This is a genomic window from Glutamicibacter sp. GQ173, from assembly GCF_059759215.1.
Map to the genome: position 1 here is coordinate 41,500 of NZ_JCAXDT010000006.1, position 18,704 is coordinate 60,203.

19 protein-coding genes and 1 pseudogene are annotated in these 18,704 nt (G+C 60.4%); 11 read left to right on the forward strand and 9 right to left on the reverse strand.

The genetic code is table 11. The annotated features are described in order from the left end of the window. Positions 1-640 precede the first annotated feature (640 nt). The 8 genes from AC6CHO_RS10795 (at position 641) to AC6CHO_RS10830 (ending at position 6,751) form a co-directional block, all read left to right on the forward strand. Entirely contained in the window at positions 641-1,084 is a 444-nt protein-coding gene (locus AC6CHO_RS10795) for a hypothetical protein (protein WP_498215002.1), read from the forward strand. Next, on the forward strand, positions 1,027-1,842 hold the full coding sequence (locus tag AC6CHO_RS10800) for a hypothetical protein (RefSeq protein WP_498215003.1): 816 nt from the start codon (positions 1,027-1,029) through the stop codon (positions 1,840-1,842). Before AC6CHO_RS10795 ends, AC6CHO_RS10800 begins: the two co-directional genes overlap by 58 nt. A 3-nt stretch (positions 1,843-1,845) precedes the next feature. Next, positions 1,846-2,049, forward strand: a complete 204-nt coding sequence (locus AC6CHO_RS10805) for a hypothetical protein (RefSeq protein ID WP_498215004.1) — start codon at positions 1,846-1,848, stop codon at positions 2,047-2,049. 148 nt (positions 2,050-2,197) lie between these two features. Then, positions 2,198-3,343: a sigma factor gene (locus AC6CHO_RS10810; RefSeq protein ID WP_498215005.1), complete on the forward strand. Its 1,146-nt coding sequence runs from the start codon at positions 2,198-2,200 to the stop codon at positions 3,341-3,343. Positions 3,344-3,588: 245 nt separating this feature from the next. After that, positions 3,589-3,804, forward strand: coding sequence for a hypothetical protein (locus AC6CHO_RS10815; RefSeq protein WP_498215006.1), 216 nt, complete (start codon positions 3,589-3,591; stop codon positions 3,802-3,804). A gap of 42 nt (positions 3,805-3,846) precedes the next feature. Continuing rightward, a complete protein-coding gene (locus AC6CHO_RS10820) occupies positions 3,847-5,652 on the forward strand; it encodes an HK97 family phage prohead protease (RefSeq protein ID WP_498215007.1) in 1,806 nt (601 codons plus the stop codon). A 245-nt stretch (positions 5,653-5,897) separates the two neighbouring features. Continuing rightward, positions 5,898-6,242 (forward strand): HNH endonuclease, encoded by a 345-nt coding sequence (locus AC6CHO_RS10825; RefSeq protein WP_498215008.1) that lies wholly within the window; start codon positions 5,898-5,900, stop codon positions 6,240-6,242. Then, entirely contained in the window at positions 6,239-6,751 is a 513-nt protein-coding gene (locus tag AC6CHO_RS10830) for a hypothetical protein (RefSeq protein WP_498215009.1), read from the forward strand. Before AC6CHO_RS10825 ends, AC6CHO_RS10830 begins: the two co-directional genes overlap by 4 nt. 337 nt (positions 6,752-7,088) lie before the next feature. Here the strand turns inward: AC6CHO_RS10830 and AC6CHO_RS10835 are convergent. Together AC6CHO_RS10835 and AC6CHO_RS10840 are read right to left on the reverse strand one after the other, a co-directional pair. Further along, a pseudogene (locus AC6CHO_RS10835) lies at positions 7,089-7,349 on the reverse strand (LLM class flavin-dependent oxidoreductase); the annotation flags it as partial. 39 nt (positions 7,350-7,388) lie between these two features. Next, positions 7,389-7,682 carry a helix-turn-helix domain-containing protein gene (locus tag AC6CHO_RS10840; protein WP_498215010.1) on the reverse strand — a complete coding sequence of 98 codons (294 nt, stop codon included), beginning with the start codon at positions 7,680-7,682 and terminating at the stop codon, positions 7,389-7,391. Between the two features lie 46 nt (positions 7,683-7,728). Here AC6CHO_RS10840 and map point away from each other — a divergent pair, with 46 nt between their 5' ends. Further along, the gene (gene map / locus AC6CHO_RS10845; protein ID WP_146277960.1) at positions 7,729-8,502 is read left to right on the forward strand and encodes a type I methionyl aminopeptidase; all 774 of its coding nucleotides are present in this window, start codon (positions 7,729-7,731) and stop codon (positions 8,500-8,502) included. A 178-nt stretch (positions 8,503-8,680) separates the two neighbouring features. Here the strand turns inward: map and AC6CHO_RS10850 are convergent, their stop codons facing one another. Genes AC6CHO_RS10850 through AC6CHO_RS10865 form a run of 4 tightly spaced genes read right to left on the reverse strand, consistent with a single transcriptional unit; the run spans position 8,681 to position 10,957 of the window. Further along, positions 8,681-9,448 (reverse strand): ABC transporter permease, encoded by a 768-nt coding sequence (locus tag AC6CHO_RS10850; protein ID WP_498215011.1) that lies wholly within the window; start codon positions 9,446-9,448, stop codon positions 8,681-8,683. Then, positions 9,445-10,236, reverse strand: a complete 792-nt coding sequence (locus tag AC6CHO_RS10855; protein ID WP_498215012.1) for an ABC transporter ATP-binding protein — start codon at positions 10,234-10,236, stop codon at positions 9,445-9,447. The genes AC6CHO_RS10850 and AC6CHO_RS10855 overlap by 4 nt, the downstream gene beginning before the upstream one ends. 11 nt (positions 10,237-10,247) lie before the next feature. Continuing rightward, a complete protein-coding gene (locus tag AC6CHO_RS10860) occupies positions 10,248-10,610 on the reverse strand; it encodes a DUF1048 domain-containing protein (RefSeq protein ID WP_146277963.1) in 363 nt (120 codons plus the stop codon). Positions 10,611-10,612: 2 nt separating this feature from the next. After that, complete coding sequence (locus AC6CHO_RS10865) at positions 10,613-10,957, reverse strand: PadR family transcriptional regulator (protein ID WP_498215013.1); 345 nt, start codon at positions 10,955-10,957, stop codon at positions 10,613-10,615. 211 nt (positions 10,958-11,168) lie between these two features. On the opposite strand from AC6CHO_RS10865, the gene AC6CHO_RS10870 reads away from it, so the two are divergent. After that, on the forward strand, positions 11,169-11,798 hold the full coding sequence (locus AC6CHO_RS10870) for a maleylpyruvate isomerase family mycothiol-dependent enzyme (protein ID WP_498215014.1): 630 nt from the start codon (positions 11,169-11,171) through the stop codon (positions 11,796-11,798). A gap of 67 nt (positions 11,799-11,865) precedes the next feature. Here AC6CHO_RS10870 and AC6CHO_RS10875 read toward each other — a convergent pair whose 3' ends face one another. From AC6CHO_RS10875 to AC6CHO_RS10885, 3 genes are read right to left on the reverse strand one after another with little or no spacing between them, the layout of a single operon-like run. Beyond that, positions 11,866-14,214 carry a GNAT family N-acetyltransferase gene (locus AC6CHO_RS10875; RefSeq protein ID WP_498215015.1) on the reverse strand — a complete coding sequence of 783 codons (2,349 nt, stop codon included), beginning with the start codon at positions 14,212-14,214 and terminating at the stop codon, positions 11,866-11,868. Positions 14,215-14,227: 13 nt separating this feature from the next. After that, on the reverse strand, positions 14,228-15,571 hold the full coding sequence (locus AC6CHO_RS10880; RefSeq protein ID WP_498215016.1) for a lysine N(6)-hydroxylase/L-ornithine N(5)-oxygenase family protein: 1,344 nt from the start codon (positions 15,569-15,571) through the stop codon (positions 14,228-14,230). Then, complete coding sequence (locus tag AC6CHO_RS10885; protein WP_498215017.1) at positions 15,571-17,094, reverse strand: pyridoxal phosphate-dependent decarboxylase family protein; 1,524 nt, start codon at positions 17,092-17,094, stop codon at positions 15,571-15,573. Before AC6CHO_RS10885 ends, AC6CHO_RS10880 begins: the two co-directional genes overlap by 1 nt. A gap of 326 nt (positions 17,095-17,420) precedes the next feature. Between AC6CHO_RS10885 and AC6CHO_RS10890 the strand changes: the two genes are divergently transcribed. Further along, positions 17,421-18,668: an MFS transporter gene (locus tag AC6CHO_RS10890; protein WP_498215018.1), complete on the forward strand. Its 1,248-nt coding sequence runs from the start codon at positions 17,421-17,423 to the stop codon at positions 18,666-18,668. The last annotated feature ends 36 nt before the right edge of the window (positions 18,669-18,704 follow it).

The following is an 18,704-nucleotide window of genomic DNA, read 5'->3' on the forward strand; positions in this document are numbered from 1 at the left end:
CCTGTGATCGGTGAGCGGGTAATGTGGCGCGCGGAAGGTTCCGCAGCTGCGACATTCGGCCGGGTCGGCGGTGCCGAGTGGTGAAGTGGTGGTTTAGGCCTACGCTAGGTTTTATTTTCTAAAGAACTCAAAAAATATATAAAAAGAACGTGAAGTGGTGATTTACCACCACTTCCACCACTCCGGCGCCCCGCGCTCGCCCGCCGGCGAATCGAGCGGGCCGCGAGCAGGCCCCGGCCGCTGGCCCTATATTCTTACGTCGCCGAGGCGAGGGCGGCGCCGGTGAGCGCGGGCTGGTGGGCAATAGTGCAGAAGTTGTTAATCGGGGTGATTGAAAGCCCTTTCTCCATACCTCTCTTATATAGGGACCACCAATAAGAGAGTTATGAAGAAAGGGCAAAACTTCACCCCGATTAACAACTTCTGCATTTCCCGCCGCCCACCGGGGCACAGCCCAAATCCCCGTCGGCGATAGCCGCCCACACAACTGTTATCAACCTGTTACATTCTGGTATATCAAGGAAACCCCGGTTTCTAGCGGTTTCTAGCGGTTGTCTCTATTCTGTCGCGTAGTGTAAGGCCCCTTGTAAGGATATGAAGGCAGATCCCTGCCACCTGTCACCCGCCCGAAGGCCGCCCATTGAAGAATTTAGACCACTACCCCGCCGCAGCGCTGGCGCTCACGCCGACCGACGTTTGGCTCGGGTCCACCCGTGGCGTGGATCCCGTCACCCTTGGCGCCACTATGGCCCCGCTGCTGGCCGATGCCGGTTGGACCAAGTACCGCGCTCCGCGCTCGACCCAATACCAAGTCGCCCACAACGGCGCACCGTCCAGCGCTCGCGAGGTCGTACGGCACGTTGCGCCGACCATTGCCGGCTGGATGCAGCAGGCAATGGTCGAGCTACTCGACATGGGCGAGTATAACGGCAACGGCGAGCTGCGCCCGCGCTGGGAAATAGCACACCGGTACGCACGCACAACACAGTCGCATTCAATCGCCCTGCATATCGGCCATGGCGCGGCATGCTGGCCCGCGCCATCATTGCACGGCTGCCAGAGACGGCACCGCCGGCTGAGCTAGCGACCTGCACCCCTGCACCCTTGACGGACCTGTTCGGCGCACTGGCCGCGGAATGCGAAAATAATGGCCGCGACGACGGACGGCAGTTCCTAACCCTGGACATAGACGGCGAGGCGCTGCACATCTGCCTCGTTGGCCCGGATCGTCTGGCGCAGCTGCTAGCCCTGCCATGGCTGGCCGGCCTGGGTGCGTACCGCTCCGGTGGCGCCGTGCTGGTCCGCGCCGGCGACGGCGGCCCGCCGGCTACCTGGCCCATGGATGAAATCGCCGCGGAGCTCGCCAGCATGCTCGCTGAGCTGCCCGAGCGCCCAGGAGCCGGCGCCATGGCCGATGTGCGGGCCTTCGCACTGCACGCAGATCCATTCCGCCGCGCCGTGTACCTGGAGGCAGCTATCCGCGCTGCTCGCCGGCAACTGCCGGTATGGATCCGGCCCATTGCCGAGCCTGCCGCAGAGCCGACTGCCGACGAGACCGCGAATAAGAACGTGGCCGCCGTGCAGCGCAGCCGGGCAAAGCTAGCGGACCTGCAGGCCCAGTATGTCGCGGAGTGGTGGCAAGACGGGGGCAAAGCCCATTACGCACCCGGCGCCCGCGTGCTAGCCACGGAGCTCTACGCCACCGCGTCGGCGGACATTGCCGAATGGGGCGCCGTGCCCGCTAAAGGCACGTTCAACGCTGAGATGGAGCGCCTACTAGGCCAGCGCAAACGTACCGCCGCCGGTTATGTGTTCGCGATCCCAAAAACAACGAAGGACTAGCTAGTGAGCTGCACCGAATGTACTGAATGTGCCGCACCAATCGCCCAGGGCCCGGTCGGCCGCCCGCGTCTCACCTGCTCGCCGGCCTGCCGCCAGCGCAAGCACCGCCGAGAATATCGCGCCGCACTTGACGCACTGCTCACCGCGGCCGCTGCAGGTGAGGACGTGAGCGCCGCCGCCCGCGAGCTACTGCGCCGGCGAGGCTAGCCTGCCGTGTTTACCAAGCCTGTTCCAGTCTGGAACGGGCTTTTTTCATGCCCAAATCTGAGCAGTTCGGCGGCTACTGGCCCCTTGTCTGGGCATGGACAAGACACCCACGAAAACGTGCACCCCGCCTATAGAACGGATCCCATCTGTGGATACTCATTTCATCGACCGGCTATTCCATGGATACGCCGCCGCAATTCACATCACCGCGGAAGAAGAACACAACCTAATCGCCAGTTACCAGGCCGGCGACGAGGATGCCGGGCTGTATGTTTTGGAGGCCTACACGCCCACGCTGAAAAAGGCACTCCGCCCGTTTCGCGGGCGTGGTCACGACTTGGAAGAAATCCAGCAAAAAATACTCATGGCCGCAATACGGGCGATGTCTGAATTCGAGCCCGACCGGGACTACCGCCTCGGGGGCCTGCTCAAGACGGCCATCCAGGAAGAGCTCCAGGTCGCTGCGGTCGAGTTCGCTATCCCGCAGCGAACGCTCAACCGATTCCGTGCCATTGAACGCGACGGCGGCGGGGATCCGCTGGCGGCAGTGGCCGCGTGCTCTACCTACGACATGGAGGTAAGCACCTATCTTAGCATTAGGCGGATGCTCTACCCCGCGAAGCTCGACGCCCCGATAGCCGGCGCCGATGGCGGCATCGGCGAAACACTTGCCACGGCAGGCGACCCGCGGCCGCTCCAGCTGCAGACTGATCTCTTGGCCGAGGATGCCAAGCTGGCCCAGGCTGCGCTCGCTGCGCTGGAGCGCGGCAGCCATGCCGACACCGTCGTCCGCGCGAGTTTTGGCTTCGACGAGTGGGGTTGGATGCCGGGCGACGAGCTGATCGCCGAGGAGCTGGACCTGGCGCTCAAGGACGTGCAGAAGCTGCGCGCCGGCGCGCTGAACACCATGCGAATCGAACTCGGCGTAGTGCCTGGCCGTGGCGGATCCGCCGCCAAGCCATCGAAGGCCAAGGCCAAAGCCAGGCCGCCAGCGGCCGTCGCCGAGCTGCCAGACCTGCCCGTGCTGCCCGAGCTGCCGCCTTCGCTGGCCGCCGTGCTGGACGCTGAGCTGGCCTTAGCAGTTCGCCAGCGCCTGGCCGAACGCCTGGCCTATTCCGGCGCGCGTTGCGGGCGCTGCGGCGCGGACCAGACCGTCGAGGTTTTTGCCAAGGATTCAACCAAGCCCAGCGGACTGCAGGCGGTCTGCAAGAGCTGCACACGGGCTGCGTATTGGGCAAAGACTGCGGCTGCGGCCGAGCTGCGGGACCTGCTGCCCGCCACGATGGCCGCGTGAGTGTTTTAACCGCGCATGGCCCTATGTATCTATACATGGTCCGGCGGTTTTGTTCCCGCGTCGCAACGGTTCTTTGACGCCGGACCATAGGCTGCGTTTCTCCTTCGCAGCTTATGCCCCTAGGCGGGGTCAGGTAGGCGCCGGGGTCTGGTAGATCCCCGGCGCCTTCTTTTATGCCTGAAAACAGACTTCCGGCCGTCGCGCCGATGACGAAACCATTGACCAACTAGCGCCTGGAGGCCAGCATGTCACGAACTCAATCCGAAAAATCTGCTGCAGCTTTCGCCGCCGTTGAGGCTATGGACGCGCGGCCAAAGCCCGACCCGAGCCCAGCCACCTACGTTATGGAAGTTTCGCGGGATGCCCTCGGCAACCAGGACATTGACGACGAGGTCCGCGCACGACTGGCGAACATCATTGCTGCATGGGTGCAGGAGCTGTATTTCGCTAAAGGCAAGTAGTCAAAGCTCAAAGCCAATAGCCACGCTACTTGAAAAGGCAATATGAAAACTAAGCACTCTCTAACCCATGTCAAAGCATCCGGCGCCGGCCTCGCGCCCGGCCAGTTCACCGGCTACGCCGCCGTATTCGGCAACGTGGACAGCGTCGGCGACAAGATCATCAAGGGCGCTTTCGCCAAGTCCCTGGCGGCTCAAGACAGTTATCCCGTCTACTGGTCGCACGGCGTCCAGGATCCAGACCTGAACATCGGAAAGACCGTGGAAATCCGAGAGGATGACCACGGCTTGTTAGTCAAGGTCCAACTAGACCTTGATAGCCCCAAAGCTGCACAAGTCCACAAGCTGATCCTTGAGGGCCGAGTCAAGATGATGTCGTTTATGTACGATGTCGTCGCCTCGGCGCCGATCAAGGGCGGGCCATACCAAGGCGGACATACGGAACTGCAGGAGCTCAAGCTCCACGAGGTATCCGTGGTCGCTGTCGGCGCCAACCAGTCAACCGAAATTCTCGCGGTCAAGGCCGCCCAAAAACCAGGAGAGCGCTCCGTGCCATCCATCAAAGAGCAACGCAGTGAAGCACTAGCTAAGGCCCTTGCCATCGGCGCTAAGGCCGACGAGGAAGGCCGAGACCTCAACGCCGACGAAGTCGCGGAGGTCGACAATCTAACCGAGGCTATCGCAGGCTTCGACGACATCATCGCCCGCGCCGAAGAAGCTAAAGCCAAGCTCGACGCCATCGGCGAGGCTGCCAAGGCGGCGCCGACCTTTGAACAGAAGGCGGTGCAGCACAATATGGCCAGTTTCAAAGCACAGATGGGCTACACGCCCACCAAATCTGACCTTGTCCGCGGAGGGCTCACTGAGGCTCAGGCCGTTCAGGCACTAAAAACTTTCATGAAGGGCGCCAACGTGAACAGCAACAACACGCAGGTTGTCGAGACCAGCAACCGCTCAATCAATGCCAAGGCTGCGACCATCGCCGAGACCATCCAGTCCAAGGCTGCCAGCAAGTCGGTATTTGAGGTCGGCACCGTTCTCTCGCCGGTCGAGCTTGTGGACCAGCCGGTCCTACTCGACAGCCAGCCGCTAACCGGACTGGCTCAGTTACTCGCCTCGGTGGCTATCAACACCGGCACTTGGGCCTACTCAGCCGAGCTGAGCCATACTAACAACGCGGGTATCGTCCCGGCGGGTACCCTCAAGCCAACCTCACCGAGCGTGTTTAAACGCCGCGACGGCAAGCTCTCGACCATTGCCCATTTGTCGAGCCCAATCGATAACGTGGACGTGTCCGACAACCCTAAGGTTGTCTCGGCTATCTTGGCCGGCCTATTGCGCGACATCATCCTCGCCGAGGAGGCCCAGGTCCTGAACGGTGACGGCACCGGCGACAACCTGCTGGGCCTTCTTGCCCAGCCCGCACGCCAGCTGCAGGCATACGACACGGATGTGCTAACCACGGTCCGCGCCGGCATCGATGCACTGGAGTCGCTGGCATTCACTGCGGACGCTGTGATCTTCAACCGTGATGATTGGCGTTCACTGGAGCTAACCGCACTGTCTGACAATAGCTATGCCTTCGGCACCGACCTGCCTGTCAACCGTGCGGCCAAGCGAGTATGGGGTATCCCGGTCTTGGTGTCCGACTCCATGCCTGCGGGTCGCGCGGTCATGCTCGATGCTTCGGTCGCTAGCATCGTTCGACATAAAGACGGCACGCGTGTCGACGTCTCAACCCCAGGTGATACCTTCAACCGAAATCAGGTAGTCGCCCGCGCCGAAGAACGTGTCGGTTTGGAAGTGCTCCGCCCTGCTGGCATCGTCGAGCTCGACCTCACTGCCGCCTAGGCACTACCTAGCGCCCGTCGCTGAGGCTCACACCTCGGCGGCGGGCGTTTTCGTGTTTACCATGCCTTCCGGCGCCGACCCTTCATAGGGGGTAGGGGCCCTCCGATCACGACCGGGAATTACGCACGGGCTCGATCCTGGGCGCTCGAATTCTCTCCCCCCGAATTTATTACCGGGGGTCGCGCGTGCGCGAATACCACACTACTTATAAAAGCACAATATCTAACCCAAGGAAGGGCTGAAAAATGGCACCTAAACCCGCCAGAATCGCCAATACGCGGGCATGGGCCAAGTTGCGGGCCTCGTTCAAGCGCGAATGCCAAGATGCCAATGCGCCCTGCTACCTATGCGGCCAACCTATTGAATACAACATTGCCGACTACAACGACGATGACGCCTTCAATGCCGACCACCTCCATCCGGTCGCCACGCATCCAGACCTCGCGCTTGACAAGGCCAACCTGCGGCCATCGCACCGCTCATGCAATATTCGGAAGGGCTCGCGGGACCCGTCGCTGCTAATGGGCCTCGGCTTGCTCGCGCGCAACCCGCGCAGCACCAATAACTCCGGAAGTTGGCTGTTACCATGACCCTGCCGTCTATCCTGTCCACCAAGCCGGCGCCGACCGATGACGCCTTCTGGATCCAGGCGGCAACCGACTCTGTCCGTTCTTATTGCGGCTGGCATGTCATGCCGTCGATCACCGAGCAGCTGACCGTCGATGGATCCGGCGCCCATGTCCTGCAGATCAAGTCAAAACACATTACCGCTGTCTCCGCTGTCACTGTTGACGGCGTGGCCGTGGAGGTTGACTGGTCCGAGGCGGGGCTGCTCCAGCGCAAGGATGCCTGCAACTGGCCTAAGCGTTTCCGCGTAGTGACCGTCGACCTGACTCATGGCTTCGACATCAACGGCGAGGTGCAGGCGATCATCGCCGGCATTGCTGCCCGCGGGGCAATGAATCCAACCGGCATCGTTGTGAGCCAGCGCGCCGGAACGCAGGGCGTCTCATTCGCGAACGCCGGCGGCACTGTCGGGTCCATCCCGCTGATGCAGCACGAGAAGGACGCACTAGCGCCCTATCGCCTGAACGTATAAAGAAATGCCCCGTCTCATTGTTGAGTCGGGGCATTTTCTGCGTTTCAAGCGGTAAGCGCGGACGGCGGGATCCAGGCTGAATAGCTCCCGTCACTACACAAAGCCATCGCCGGCGAGCCATCGGACGCCGGAATGACTACGAAAGTTCCTTCTTCATCGCTGTCTTGCTGTTCCATGGTGTGCTCCTACGCTGTCTGCGGCGACCCGTTGGCCACGATGAATTCAGATTAACGGATCCGGGAGGCCATTGCAACCCCCATGGTGATTAAATAATTACTAGTCAGAGACTTGCGTAAGTGTCTTTACGCGACTCTAACGCATGATTACTAGGTAATTACGGGTTCTCGTAGCGCATGTCGATCACGCCGGTGCCAATTTCAATGCGATTGGTCCGGGCGCCGATGGCGGCTAATAGCGGGAACGGCGAGGCATATTGCTGAGCGAAGTGGTGCACCCGGAAATAGGCCCCATCCGCGCCGAGCTCTTCGGCGGCGACTGCGAGGTCGATGGCCTGCAGCAGCGCGTCCGAGGCGCTGCGCGTGCCGGACTGGGGCTGGTCGGTCCAGTGACCGAAGGACAAGAATCCGATGTTCTTCATACTTGAGCCAACAAGTAGTTTCAGACGCTTATTCCTGCCCTAGCGGTGTGCGAGCTGCTCGGAACGAGGCGAAGGCGGAATGATTTCGCTCGGCTGGTTGAGCGATGACCAGATGCTATCGAGCGACAGATTCAGCACGGCCGCCACTGCGGCAATGGTGGAAAACGCCGGGGTGGCTACCCGGCCGGTTTCGATTTTCCGCAGGGTTTCAGGGGAGAGGCCGGCTTCCAGGGCAACATCGAGGATGGTGCGTTCGCCGCGCGCGCGTCGCAGGATGGATCCAAGGGCCTTCCCTTGTTCAAGTTCTTTGGCGGTGAGCGGTAATCTGACCATAAGAAAATTATAGTACCGGTACTATATGACCGGTATAGTTATTGGCATGATTGAAATTCTCACACCTGCAGAAGTTGACCGGGCCCGCGATACCGGGGCGCTGGTCGGAACCATACTTGCGACGCTCAAGCAGCGGGTCAAGGTCGGTACGAACCTGTTGGAGATTGATGCCTGGACCAAGGAGATGATCCTGGAAGCAGGCGCCGAGTCCTGCTACGTGGATTACGCTCCCTCCTTCGGCAACGGCCCGTTTGGGCACTATATCTGCACCGGAGTCAATGATGCCGTGCTGCACGGCCTGCCCCGCGACTACGCCTTGGCGGAGGGAGACCTGCTGAGCTTGGACTTGGCCATCAAGCTGCGCGGATTTGCGGCGGACGCAGCGATCAGCTTTGTAGTGGGTTCCGAGGGAACTGCCGAAGACCGGAAACTGATCGAAACCACCCAGCGCGCACTGGCGGCAGGCATTGCAGCGGCTTCTCCGGAGGCAAAGATCGGCGATCTTTCCTACGCAATGGGGGCGGTGCTCAAAGCCGCCGGCTACAAGGTGAACCTCGAATTCGGCGGTCATGGCATTGGTTCGACCATGCACCAGGACCCGCATGTTTCCAACGACGGCCGCCCTGGCCGAGGTTACAAGCTGCGTGCCGGGCTGTTGCTGGCATTGGAACCATGGGTCATGACGAATACCAACAAGCTCATCATGGACAAGGATGGATGGACATTGCGCAGCTCCACCGGATGCCGGACCGCGCATACCGAACACACCATCGCCATCACCGAAACCGGCGCAGAAATTCTGACCCTGCCTCGCGCCTAGATCCACCAGGCCTTCGGGCCCTGCGGACTGTATGGGGACCGCCGGCCATGGGCAAGCACCGGTCCGATGCCAGCGGCAATGTTCGGGAAGAACCGCTGTGCACAGCATTGCCCCATTCAGCGGCTCCTACTTGTGCCCCCGGCCGGCGCGTTTGCGTTCTACCGGCTATTGAATTGCCTTAGCTGGAGATTTTGGTTCGAAAGGCACGGGTCGCTGCGCCCCAGCTCAGTAATCCGATGGCAATGAGCCAAGCCAAGGCGATCGGGAGATTGGTTCCCACTGCCTCCTGCGCCAGCAGGGCTCGGAGGGACTCGACGATTGCGGTGATCGGCTGATGCTCGGCAAACCATGCCACCGGAGCTGGCATGGAATCGGTGGGCACGAATGCTGATGAGATAAAGGGCAGGAAGATGAGCGGATAGCTGAAGGCGCTTGCTCCATCAACGGATCTTGCGCTGAGCCCTGCAAGGACTGCAATCCAAGTCATCGACAAGGTGACCAGGCACAGCAATCCAATGACCGCCAGCCACTGGGCGAACGAGGCGCTCGTGCGAAACCCCATGATGAGAGCTACGGCCAGAACCAAAGCCATCGAGACCAAGTTGGATATCAAGGACGTAGCCACATGGCTCCACAAGACGCTTGAGCGCGAGATGGGCATGGCGCGCAGTCGCTGGACCAGCCCGTCACGCACGTCCAGAAATAGCCGGTATGAAGTGTAGGCAACACCTGAGGCGATCGTGATAATCAGGATTCCAGGCAGCAGGTAATTCACATAGGGCACGGTGGTTTGCGTGTTAATAGCACCGCCGAAGACGTAGACAAACAGCAGCAGCATGGCAACCGGTGTCACCGCGGTGGTGATGATGGTGTCGGGGCTGCGCAAGATGTGGCGCATTGAGCGGCCGGTGAGAATTCGGGTTTCGTACAAGGACGCGATGCTCATGACTCGCTCCGCTCTGGCCGCGGTGCGCGGCTGATGAGCTCGAGGAAAATCTCCTCAAGCGTGGGTTTTTTGGTGATCAGCTCGGTTGGTGCTGGCGGAAGCAGTGCTTGAAGCTGGGGGAGTGTTCCTTGATGGATGATCGATCCCTCGTGCAGGATTGCAATCCAGTCCGCCAGGGCCTCGGCTTCATCGAGGTACTGCGTGGTGAGCAGGATGGTTGTTCCGCCCGCCGCCAAGTTGCGGATGGATTCCCAGGTTTCGCGACGTGCCTGCGGATCCAGCCCGGTGGTTGGCTCATCGAGGAGGATGAGATCGGGGGAGCCGATAAGGCTCATGGCAATATCCAGCCTTCGCCGCATGCCACCCGAGTAGGTGCCAGCGGGCCGGTTCGAGGCCTCGGTGAGGCCAAAGCGTTCCAGCAGCGCGTCGGCGGCGGCCGTCGCGTCTGGCACCCGACGCAGCCGGGCGATGAGGGTGAGGTTTTCGCGACCTGTGAGTACATCATCGACCGCTGCGAACTGCCCGGTCAGGCTGATGGACTTGCGTACTTTCCCCGGGGATTGGGAAACATCGTTCCCGCAGACTTTGATCGACCCTGAATCTGCGGGAAGCAGGGTCGCGAGAATGCGCACAAGTGTGGTTTTCCCGGCGCCGTTGGAACCTAGCAAGGCAAAAATGCTGCCCGTTGGGACGGAAAATTCAACTCCGTCAAGGACCTGGTGGTCCTTGAATGATTTGGCCATTCCATGGACCTCGACAGCGGGACTATCCGCGAGGGTTGCGTTCATGATCATTCTCCTCAGGTGTCTTGTTCGGCTTCGTTGATGGTTTCTGCCAAGCGCTTGCGTTCCTTGTCGGTCCAGCGCTGGCCGCCGTAGGCAGATGCGAAATCGTCGGCAAAATCAGCAGGATCGCTGCCTGTGATTTCACGCAAGGCGGTGCCGTTTGCGGCCGCCTGTTCAAATAGGTCGGCGAGGTCGGTGAACATCGTGACCATGGTGTCCCCATCGGTGATCCCGCTTTGGGCCAGCAGGTATCGATGGATGCCCAGGGCGGCCTTGGCGTAGGGCTGGGGCAATGATTTGAGGCGAGTGCTCTGTTCCTTGTACTGCTTCTTTTGCTCGAGGGAGCCGGTGATGTTTTCAATCCATTTGGCGGTCATGATTATTTGCTTTCGTCGTTGCTGTCGGGTTGGGGCAGGGCATTGATGCGGGAGACTAATACGTTCCAGGTAGCCCAAAAGTCGGAGAGCTGCTGTTGTCCGGTGTCGTTCAAGGTGAAGACCTTGCGTGGCGGCCCTTTTTCGGAGGGCACCTTTTCAACTGAAACCAATTTCTTCTGCTCGATGCGCACCAGGAGTGCATAAATGGTTCCTTCAGCGAGATCTGTGAAACCGCGATCCCGCAATCCGGTGGTGATCTCGTAGCCGTAGGCCGGACGTTCGGCCAAGATGGCCAAGACGATCCCTTCCAAGGTTCCTTTGAGCATCTCGGTCATTTGTGATGCCATTGCGAACCTCCTATCTACTTAGTGTTATTGAGTACAAGTAGATAGTAGAACTAAGTAGCGGTATATAGCAACACTTAGTACCGAAAATTTTTGCAGCGGCCTGGTGACGTTTCCAAAGATCGGCGTGACAAGAGCAAATCAAAAGCGCTGCAAGATCAACCTGGTCGGTAGGGTAGGGGAAACAGGCAACCACCGAGGAGAAAGCCGCCGCATGCAATCCACACAGCTTTGGGAATTGGTGAGAAGCGAGCGCCAGAGGCTTTCGCTGCTCCTGAATGGCCTCGACCCGGACCAGTGGCAAACCACAACGTTGAGCCAGGCCTGGAGCGTTCGCCATGTAGCCGCGCACCTCGCGGCGGCAGGTTCAACCGGGACTGGCCAATGGCTGCTGAATATGGTGCTCAGCGGATTTAATACTGATCGGCACAACGATCGGCTCTTGAATAAATACTGGGGAACCTCGGCAAGGCAAACCCTGCAAAACTTCGATAGATCTTGCACTCAATCCAGGGCGTTTTTCAATTCGGTGCCGGGTTTGCTGGGAGAAATCGTGGTCCACGGCCAGGACGTAGCCGTTGCGCTGGGCCTGAATCTGGAACCAGACCCTGCCGCGGTTCGTGAAGTTGCCCGGTTCTATTCCACACAGGATTTTGCCGTTAACAGCAAAACCTTGATCAAAGGCCTCAAGCTCATCGCCACGGACGACTCCTTCACTGCTGGGCACGGAGCTGTGGTGCGCGGCAAGCTATTGGATCTGGTGATGGTTATGGCAGGCAGGCCAGCATTCCTGCAGCAGCTGGAGGGCGAGGCAGTTGAAGAACTGCGCATGAGGCTTGTGTGAGATACGGAGCGCAAAAAGCATCGCGCCGCACGAATACTGTGCGACGCGATGCAAATTTTGATGAGCGCTAGTTGGCGGCCAGCACTGCAAACGCCAACGGGTTCTCCAGGTCGCCGGCGTAGAGCAGGCCGCCTGACTGGTCGGTCAGATCCAGCATTTGCTGGTTGTTGCGAAGCTGCAATCGGTTCAGGCAAGAGAGCGGGAACGATTTTTCAAAGAGCCCCAGCTCGTCAAAGCGCTGCGCAAATTCAGGATGCTCGGCACGGTAATCCAGCAGTCGTTCAACCACGATCTTCCAGAAGTCCTGTTCGGGCAGGATGCCTTCGATATCCAGCAGCGGTGCCAGGAAGCGGAAGAAGGAATCGAATACGTCGGTGAAGACCGAGAGAACCGGATCTCCACCGGTGCGTACCCGGCGGATTTCTTCTGGCAACTGAACCCGGTCGGAAAGCACCGCAATTTCTTCGCCCAGATCCTTGAGCAGCACCTTCTTCACCGCGCCGTTTTCCAGGATCATGATCACGTTCTCGCCGTGCGGCATGAAGACCAGGTCGTAGGCGGCCAAGCAGTGCACCAAAGGCACCAGATAGGCATCGAAGTATTGGGCCAGCCATTGGGCAGGGTCCAAACCGCTGCGCCGGATCAGCGCCGCGGCGAAGGACTTGCCCTGTGAATCCACATGCAAGAGGCTGGCCATGGTGGCCAGGGTCTGGCCCTCTTCCAGCAGGTTGATCGGCGATTCGCGCCAGAGGGCCGCGAGCATTTTGCGTTGCGCTGCGCTCTTGTCGGTCGCCGCTTCGAACTGCGGATTGCGGTAGCCAACGGCCGCAATTTCCCGCAGCAGGGCAACCGGCTGGGTAGAGAGCACCGGGTCGCTCTCGAACAGCTCGCCCAGCCACTGGTTGATGGCTGGAGTGACCTTCATGTATTCAGCGCTCAAGCCGCGCATGAAGCCCATATTCAATATGGACATCGCGGTCTTGACGTAGTGGCGCGTCGGATCGGAAAGATTGAAGAAGGTGCGGATCGACTGCTGGGCCTGGTACTCGTCGCCGCTGGTGCCAAGCCAGATCAGCTGCTTGCGGGCAATGTCGTTGGCGAAGGTGATGGACAGGCGGTTTTCCCATTGCCATGGGTGCACCGGGATGAAAAGGTAGTCCTCGGCGCGGTAGCCAGTGCCGAACAACGCCCGGTCCAGCGCCTGCTCCAGTTGTTCGCGTTCGCCGGCGTTCAGCTGGCTGCCAAGCAGCGAATCGTAATCCAGGGTGTCGATGGAGTCGAACTGGGCACGGGATTTGTGCGCGGCAGCCCACCCGAGGTTCAGGGCAGCGCCGGTTTCCGGCGCATAGCGCAGGTAGTCGCAGCGGCCCACGCCCATGCGGCCATTATTCGCCACGAAGCACGGATGGCCTTCGGTCATGGAGGATTCGACGAGCTGGAAGGACTGTGCCGCGGTGCCTGGGAACTGCGCCAGGGCGGCGGAGTCGTGAGTGGCATGAACCTGCTTGTAGCAATGGCTGGAGAGTGTTGAAGACAGCTCTTCCAAGTAGGTGGGCAACTGAGTCTCGGAGAGCGTCAGTTCGCGATAGAAGCGCGTCACGAAGTCGATGGCATCTACCTCTGCAGGCTGCCAGCGCCCATCGATGAGTTCCTGGTGCTCCAGGCTGCCTGGCTCCACCAGCCAGTGATTGAGCTGGAACTTGCGTGCGGCAAAGAGATAGCGGTGTCCATCCTTCTGCACCAAGTAGCTGCCCTCGCCCTGATCGGCGGGCTCCAGCAAGCGTTCGTGGGAGAACTCGCCCAGGGCTTTGGCCAGCACGTGGCGATTGGCGATATCCCAGCGCTCGGGGGAGAGGAAGGAGGACTCAAGGCGTTGGCCGGTCGCGGTTTCAAAATCATTGCGGGTGCAGATCGAGAGCAGCGCCTGCTTGATCGATCCATCGTGCTCGGAAAGCTCAATGGGGCGGATTGGGGTGAAGCCGACGCGGGCGTTGAGCGCATGGATGGCCTTGTTGCGCAGATCTGGTTCAACGATGATCCGCTCGACGCCGGGCCGGGCGAATGCATGATTCACCGCGGCGGTCATCGCTTCAAGGGTGAATCCTGGCTGCGGGTGCTCACTGGCCGGGGCGAGGAAATGCAGGCCGCGATCACCGCGGACGTAGTTGTAGGCCCCGGCCAGTGGCGAGGTGGCCGGGTTGTACAGCTCGATAAGGAAGCGGGCGGCCCCGGAGCTATCGAGTCCGAGGAGGACTTCATAATCTTCGGTGGCCAGCAACGAGCTGTATTCGGCGACAATTTCTGCTTCGGTCGCGGTGGGCATGCCCCAGAATGCGGCGTGTTCGGTGGCGATCCAGGAGTGCAGCAAGGCAGTGTCCTGGGGTAATTCGACAGAACGGAAGGTAAAGGTGCTCATTAAGTGGGTCTCCTTAGGCATGCGATGTGGCAGGGGCGGCGGTAGGCAGCCCGGTCAGTTCCGCGGCGCCGAATTCCTGGAAGGCGATGCGTTCTTCAACGGGGTAGATTTCGCGCCCGGCAATCCGATTGATGATCACCGAATTGCGGTAGGCGCCCATGCCGAGGTCCGGTGCGGTGAAGCCATGGGTATGCAGTTCGGCGTTCTGCACGAAGATGTCCTGGCCAAGGCCGATCGAGTATTCGCGGTCCACGTTGAACCGGCCATCGGCCAGGTAGTCGATGCGCTGGGCGATCCCGCCGAGGAAGTCCGGAACACCTGCCCGGTAACCGGTGGCCATCACCAGATCATCGACCACGAAGTCCAAGTCCTGCTCGGTGCGGTCATGTCGCAGGCTTACCGAGATACCCTGGTCTGCAGCGGTGATGCTGGTGGCCGCGCAACCGGTGCGCAGGTGGACGTTGGCGGCCTGGCTGATGCTGCGTTCGTAGAGTTCCTCGTGGATCTCGTTGATCAAGTCCGCATTAATGCCCTTGTACAGGCCCTTTTGCTCGGCGGAGAGCTCGTCGCGCTTGGCCATCGGCAGGGCGTGGAAGTGGTCGATATATTCTGGCGACGTCATTTCCAAGGTGAGCTTGGTGTATTCCAGCGGGAAGTAGCGCTCCGAGCGGGTAGCCCAGATCAGGTGGTCTTCCTCCTCCAGATTGCGCAGCAGATCCAGGAAGATTTCAGCGGCGCTTTGCCCGCTGCCTAAAACGCAGATGGCCTTTGCCCGGGTGGCCTGGCTCGATGTCAAGAGCGCATCGCGCCCGAAGAGGTAGTTGCTCGAATGCACCACCTTGCCGGTGTTCATGGCCTCGTCGCTGATCACGGGCGGGAGGTAGGGCTGGGTGCCGGTGCCAAGCACCAGTTTCTGCGCGGTGAAGTGGCTCATTCCGGCCTCGGTGAGCACCGAGAGATGGTATAGGCCCTCGCAGTATTCGGCCTCGAGCACCCGGTGCCCAAAACGCACGCTCTGAATGCTTTCCGCGGCCCAGGCCAAGTAGTTGGAGTACTCCTGGCGCAGCGCGTAGAAGTCTTCGCGGATGTAAAACGGGTAGATGCGCTGCTGGCGCTTCAAGTAATTCAGGAACGAATACTTGTTGGTAGGGTCGGCCAGGGTGACCAGGTCCGCCATGAAAGGGACCTGCAGATGCGTTCCGGGTAGCATCATCCCCGGGTGCCAGACGAACTTTTCAGCGGCGTCGAGGACCGCGACCTTCAGGTCCTCGATGCCCTCGGTCAAGGCGGCAAAACCCAGATTGAAGGGGCCGGCCCCGATGGCGATGACGTCGAAGTGCTCGCTAGGTTGATTCATTATTTGTCTCCGGTGGTGCGTTCGGCAAGAATTTCGGTTCCGATGCGGCAGATGGCATCGAGGATTTCGCTGATGTCGGCCAGCGTTGTGTTCGGGTTGAGCAGGGTGAGCTTGAGCAGGCGCTTTCCGGCCACCGTGGTGGCCGCGATCATTGCTTCGCCACTGGAGTACAGGCGGTGGCGGATCTGGTTGGCCAGGGCGTTATGCTCGGCCAGCTCCAGACGGTGCTCTGGATCCTCGAATGAGAAGACCAGGGTGCTTAGCTGGGCATCTGCCACCAAATGGAGCTGGGCGCGCATCGCCACTTCTTGTTGCGCATCTTCGGCCAGCGCGATGACCTGGTCGAACATTTCGCCCAGCCGCGAGGCTCCGAGCGTGCGCAGCGTGACCCACAATTTCAGCGCGTCGAATCGGCGCGTGGTCTGCAGGGATTTTGATACCTGGTTGGGGGTGTCGGCGGCCTCGGCGGCCGGGTTCAGGTATTCGGCGTAGTGCGCGATGGACTCGAAGCTTGAACCTGAACGGACGACCAGGGCGCTGGAGCCGATGGGCTGGAAGAAGGACTTGTGGTAGTCGACGGTGACCGAGTCAGCCTGCTCAATTCCATCAAGGCGGTGGCGGTGCCGGTTCGAGACGAGTAATCCGCAGCCGTAGGCCGCATCAACATGCAGCCAGGCCCCGACCTCGGTGGCGATTGCCCGCAGCTGGTTCAGCGGATCGATGGCGCCGAAGTCGGTGGTGCCGCTGGTGGCCGATATGGCCATGGGGACAAGGCCTGCGTTGAGGTCTTCGGCCAGTCGGCTGCGCAGCTCCTGGGCATCCATGCGGTGCTGGGCATCGGTAGGGATGGCAACAGCCGCTTCGTAGCCCATTCCCAGAAGCATGGCGGCGTTGCGGATCGAGAAGTGCGCGTCTTCGGAGCAGTAGATCCGCAGCTTGGCCAGGCGTTCGGGCAGGGAACCCTGGAGCTTGGCCGTCGCAGTGTTCCGCGCGATGAGCATGGCCTGCAAGTTTGACTGGGTGCCACCGGATGTGAAGATCCCGTCGGCCTTGCCAGGATCAAAACCAATGAGCTCGGCAGTGAAGCCGATAAGTTTGCGTTCGATCAAGGTGGCGCCGGCGCTCTGGTCGAAGGTGTCCATCGACGTATTGACGCTGGTGACGAAGTTTTCGGCAACGACGGCGGGGATGGCAACGGGGCAGTTCAGGTGAGCCGCGTACTTCGTGTCATGGAAGTAGACCGCGTCGTTGAGGTAGAGATCATTGAGTTCGCTGAAGGACTGTTCCGTTGAACCCAGTGGCGAGCGCAGATCGACCTGGCTGATCTTGGCCGCCATCTGCTGCGGGCTCGGCCCGGTAGTGGGGGCGTTGACGGTTGCGAACTTGTCGGCAACGAGGGACACCGCGCGATATGAAGCCTCTTCGTAGGCGCCTGCGGTGTCCGCGCAGAGTAGCGCATCGTCGTAGAGCGGGAGTGGGACATCAGGGATTTGCAGGGTAGGTAGTGAGGCACCCAAGAGCATGCTCCTCAGATAGAGTCAATAGATATTTGGTCAGGCTCACCTAACAAGAATCTATTAACAACACAAAGCAATTAGTTAATGCAAGCCGAGAAACTCAACTTTTGGGCGGATGAGATTTTTTAGACATTTTGCGGTACGCCCTGCGCCTCCTGTGGTAGATTGCCTGCTGACCTGAAGTTTGAAGGTTCAAATTTTCTTGGCGAGCGCGGCGGGGTGGAATGAAATCCTCTGGTTTGCCACTTTGTTAAGTAACGCTAATCGTTCGATTGCAAATTGCGGGCAATTCTATATGCTCAAGCAGTTAGAGCAAGGGAGAACAAGCCGCAATGGATGAGCCCGAACAGCATGTGCAGAGCCAGCGTTATCTAGTGGGCTCGAATGCCACCGACGCTGCTGGGCGCACGCTGACCGACATCACCATTGACCTGCTCTTTGTCGGAACCTTGGGAGCAACAGCCATGCAGATGGGGCTGCTGAACACGCTCGGATCGCTCGCCTTCGTATTTGCCAGCATCCCGGCCGGGCACCTTGTTGATAGAAGCTCGGCGCTGAAGGTATTGCGCATCGGCATGACGGGAAAATTTGCTGTCCTGGCATGTCTCGCGGCGCTCGCAATGAGCGGAGCATTGGACATCGCCATGGGATTGGTCCTGTGTACGCTGTTGGGAATCTGCAACGTCTTTTCGGAGACGGCGCAAACTTCGGCAGTGCCCAGATTGATTGGCGACGACTCCGAATCGCGGACCCTGGGCATCAGCAAGCTCATCGCCCGGCTTAGCGCTGCGGACCAAAGCATGACGGTGATTATTCCAGCGCTTGCCGGTACTGGCTTTGCCCTATTTGGTGCGCCAGCGCTGCTCAGTGCCGCCGCGGCCCTGTGCGCCTTGGCGTTGATGATGGCGTGGAGAATTCGCGACTATCGCGAGAACCAAATGGCCGATCCGGTTCAGGTCAAAAGCGCCCGTTCCAGCTCAATGCTGGCCGGCCTTGGCTACCTGGTTGCGAACCGGCAGCTGCTCGCCGCCACTGTTGCCGCGGCCTTGTCTAATCTCGGCCTGGCCATCGGGTCATCCGTGGAAGCGATCTTTGTCATCAGCGACCTCGGCTATGGCGAAGCGGGGTTCGGGCTCTATGCCTCGATCTCGGGTGCGGGCGGGCTCATCGGAGCGCTCGCGGCCACCAGAATCAGCGGAAAGTTTTCATCACCTGCCCTGATTCTGTGCACCGGACTTGCCCAAATAGTGCTGGCCTCGATGGTCCTGGCCGCGGCGTTTACGAGCGACGCGTGGAGCATCGGATTGCTGGGTGTTCATGCGCTGGGGTGGGGGAGTGCTGCTCTGATCCTCAACGTCTCGGCTTCGTCATGGCTGGTTGAAATTGTGCCCGAACACGCGCTGGGACGGGTGCTCAGCGCTCGCCGCCTCTTGACCTTCGGCGCGGTTCCCATTGGCGGCATGCTCGGTGGGGCCTTGGGAACCGCCGCAGGAACACAAGCTGCGCTGGCTGCCTGGGTGATTGCGAGCGTGCTCGCTGTGCTCGGTTTTGTGATCCTGCGCGACGCATCGAACGGCTAGGCTGGAAAGTATTGGAACCGAGATACCTAAGGCAAC

Coding starts and splice junctions, on each gene's coding strand:
- AC6CHO_RS10825 (WP_498215008.1), top strand. CDS start 5,898: ATGGCACCTAAACCCGCCAGAATCGCCAATACGCGGGCATGGGCCAAG.
- AC6CHO_RS10860 (WP_146277963.1), bottom strand. CDS start 10,610: ATGACCGCCAAATGGATTGAAAACATCACCGGCTCCCTCGAGCAAAAG.
- map (WP_146277960.1), top strand. CDS start 7,729: ATGATTGAAATTCTCACACCTGCAGAAGTTGACCGGGCCCGCGATACC.
- AC6CHO_RS10850 (WP_498215011.1), bottom strand. CDS start 9,448: ATGAGCATCGCGTCCTTGTACGAAACCCGAATTCTCACCGGCCGCTCA.
- AC6CHO_RS10890 (WP_498215018.1), top strand. CDS start 17,421: ATGGATGAGCCCGAACAGCATGTGCAGAGCCAGCGTTATCTAGTGGGC.
- AC6CHO_RS10885 (WP_498215017.1), bottom strand. CDS start 17,094: ATGCTCTTGGGTGCCTCACTACCTACCCTGCAAATCCCTGATGTCCCA.
- AC6CHO_RS10875 (WP_498215015.1), bottom strand. CDS start 14,214: ATGAGCACCTTTACCTTCCGTTCTGTCGAATTACCCCAGGACACTGCC.
- AC6CHO_RS10840 (WP_498215010.1), bottom strand. CDS start 7,682: ATGGTCAGATTACCGCTCACCGCCAAAGAACTTGAACAAGGGAAGGCC.
- AC6CHO_RS10815 (WP_498215006.1), top strand. CDS start 3,589: ATGTCACGAACTCAATCCGAAAAATCTGCTGCAGCTTTCGCCGCCGTT.
- AC6CHO_RS10820 (WP_498215007.1), top strand. CDS start 3,847: ATGAAAACTAAGCACTCTCTAACCCATGTCAAAGCATCCGGCGCCGGC.
- AC6CHO_RS10865 (WP_498215013.1), bottom strand. CDS start 10,957: ATGGCATCACAAATGACCGAGATGCTCAAAGGAACCTTGGAAGGGATC.
- AC6CHO_RS10855 (WP_498215012.1), bottom strand. CDS start 10,236: ATGAACGCAACCCTCGCGGATAGTCCCGCTGTCGAGGTCCATGGAATG.
- AC6CHO_RS10880 (WP_498215016.1), bottom strand. CDS start 15,571: ATGAATCAACCTAGCGAGCACTTCGACGTCATCGCCATCGGGGCCGGC.
- AC6CHO_RS10800 (WP_498215003.1), top strand. CDS start 1,027: ATGCTGGCCCGCGCCATCATTGCACGGCTGCCAGAGACGGCACCGCCG.
- AC6CHO_RS10830 (WP_498215009.1), top strand. CDS start 6,239: ATGACCCTGCCGTCTATCCTGTCCACCAAGCCGGCGCCGACCGATGAC.
- AC6CHO_RS10870 (WP_498215014.1), top strand. CDS start 11,169: ATGCAATCCACACAGCTTTGGGAATTGGTGAGAAGCGAGCGCCAGAGG.